This window comes from Flavobacterium sp. GW821-FHT12A05, assembly GCF_058807735.1.
The window spans coordinates 1-2,746 of the sequence record NZ_JBXAQY010000014.1; the positions used below are offsets into that span (position 1 = coordinate 1).

The 2,746-nt window shown below is 36.7% G+C and carries 1 protein-coding gene; it reads right to left on the reverse strand.

The features are described 5' to 3' along the window. On the reverse strand, positions 1-2,746 hold a 2,746-nt coding region (locus AC1RRQ_RS23240), incomplete at both ends, for a hypothetical protein (protein ID WP_493025452.1).

A 2,746-nucleotide genomic window follows, 5' to 3' on the forward strand; every position in this document is an offset into this window, starting at 1 on the left:
TCTCCAAAACAGATGTTTTTCGTTGTAGTTATGGTTTGAGGTTTTTCACCAACCGTTAATTTCAATTCCTGATCAGCCGTGCATCCATCATTTTCTTTGTTGTAAGTTCCCGATGTTGAATACGTTTTCCCATCAACATCCCACACAAAAGATTCTCCAAAACAGATATCTTTTGTTGTGCTTATAGTTTGCGGTTTAGCACCGACAGTTAAAATTAATTCTTGATCAGGAGTGCATCCATTATTGTTTTGGGTGTAAGTTCCTGATGATGAATAAGTTTTCTCATCAACATCCCACACAAAAGATTCTCCAAAACAGATATCTTCTGTTGTGGTTATAGTTTGCGGTTTATCGCCGACAGTCAGTTTTAGTACCTGATCAGCGGTGCATCCGTTGTTGTCAATTTTATAATTTCCAGAAGCTGTATAAGTTTTTCCATCAGCATCCCACACAAAAGATTCACCGAAACAGATGTTTTCTATTGTGGTTATGATTTGTGGTTTTTCACCAACCGTTAAAATTAATTCCTGATCAGCGGTGCATCCGTTGTTGTCAATTTTATAATTTCCAGAAGCTGTATAAGTTTTTCCATCAGCATCCCAAACAAAAGATTCTCCAAAACAGATGTTTTCTGTTGTGGTTATGGTTTGTGGTTTTGGAGTTATTGTCACAATTACTGGTTTGATTATTTCACAGCCTTGCGCAGAAGTGTTCTTTATATAATATGTTCCAGATACTGCTACTGTATTAGGATTAGTTAATGGAATAGTTGCCAACGCATCTGTCCAGTAGGATAAAATACCTGGTGTAGTCTCAGAATTTATTGTCATTGAAAGATCTATTGTATTATCAGAACAAACTGCTTCTGGATTATCGATCTTTAAAACCACTGCTTTAGTATTTGATACAGGAAGAGTTGTTGGACATCCCTCTGAATTGGTACAATTTAGTAAGTTTGGTGGAGTAAAATATTGTTCTGTTCCTGTAGTTATTGTCCACGTTCCATCGCTTGATACTGGAATAGGAGGTACTGATGTTTGTATTTCTACACCATCAATGTAAATTCTTCCTTTGGTTTCTATTTGATTTACGCCTGTTAAATCACAATCTGCTTTAACAGTCAACATTATGAATGGTTCACGTAAATAACTTAAATCCCAGATATATGGTAAATCCGTATAATTTGGATTTGAAAAAGAAAAATTTTCAGGAGTAACATATTTTGATTGCCATTGATTTACTAAGCTTGTATGCTCAGGCAAGTCAATAGAACCTGTGATGTTTTTAAGTGTAACATGATCGGGGTCTATGTTTGATAATCTTAATATAAAAGTTAGAGTTTCGCCAGGTTCTACAGTTCCATTTCCATTTTGGTCTTTTACTAATAACCAGCTGGCAATTTTTGGAGAACCTATTTTAACAATAGTTTGAGCAGTATTGCTGCAAACGCCATTTGTGAAAGTATAAAATATGGTATATGTGTTTGCGGCACTTGTGCTTGGATTAATTGTTCCAGTATTTTCATCAATGCTTAAACCAGCAGGTACGGCAGTGTATTTACCTCCTGTTTGACCATTTCTGGTTATCTGTGTAGTCCCCTCAGTTGTTGAATAGGAAGATGACGGATAGGTAATTGATGCGGTAGGTGTTGCAGGTTGTTGATTTATAATTACTTTTTCAGATAATTGAGATATACAGGTTCCCAGAGTCGCTTTTATTTGATATTCTCCTTGTGGAGCAGTTATTGTGTTTCCGTTTAGAACAACATCAGTTGAAGGTCTTATCTCATAAGTATACGACGCATTATAATTAATAATGGTAAAACTTCCTGTTGTGATGTCGCAAGTTGGCTGAATTACTGTGCTTATTACTGGTTTTGCTACTGTTCCGACAGTTAACATTAATTCCTGATCAGCGGTGCATCCATTATTGTTTTGGGTGTAAGTTCCCGATGCTGAATAAGTCTTTCCGTCAACATCCCACACAAAAGATTCTCCAAAACAGATGTTTTGCGTTGTAGTTATGGTTTGCGGTTTTTCACCAACCGTTAATTTCAATTCCTGATCGGCAGTGCATCCGTCATTTTCTTTGGTGAATGTTCCAGATGTTGAATACGTTTTTCCATCTGCAGACCAATTGAAAGATTCTCCAAAACAGATGTTTTCCGTTGTAGTTATGGTTTGCGGTTTAGTACCTACTGTCAGTTTCAATTCCTGATCAGCAGTGCATCCATTATTGTTTTGGGTGTAAGTTCCTGATGATGAATAAGTTTTTCCATCAACATCCCACACAAAAGATTCTCCAAAACAGATGTTTTCCGTTGTAGTTATGGTTTGAGGTTTTTCACCGACAGTTAAAATTAATTCCTGATCAGCGGTGCATCCGTCATTTTCTTTGGTGAAAGTTCCCGAAGTTGAATATGTTTTCCCGTCAACATCCCATACAAAAGATTCTCCAAAACAGATGTTTTCCGTTGTAGTTATGGTTTGAGGTTTTTCACCGACAGTTAAAATTAGTTCCTGATCAGCGGTGCATCCGTTGTTGTCAATTTTATAGTTTCCAGAAGCTGTATAAGTTTTTCCATCAGCATCCCATACAAAAGATTCTCCAAAACAGATGTTTTCTGTTGTGGTTATGGTTTGTGGTTTTGCGCCAACGGTTAAAATTAATTCCTGATCAGCGGTGCATCCGTTGTTGTCAATTTTATAGTTTCCAGAAGCTGTATAAGTTTTTCCATCAGCATCCC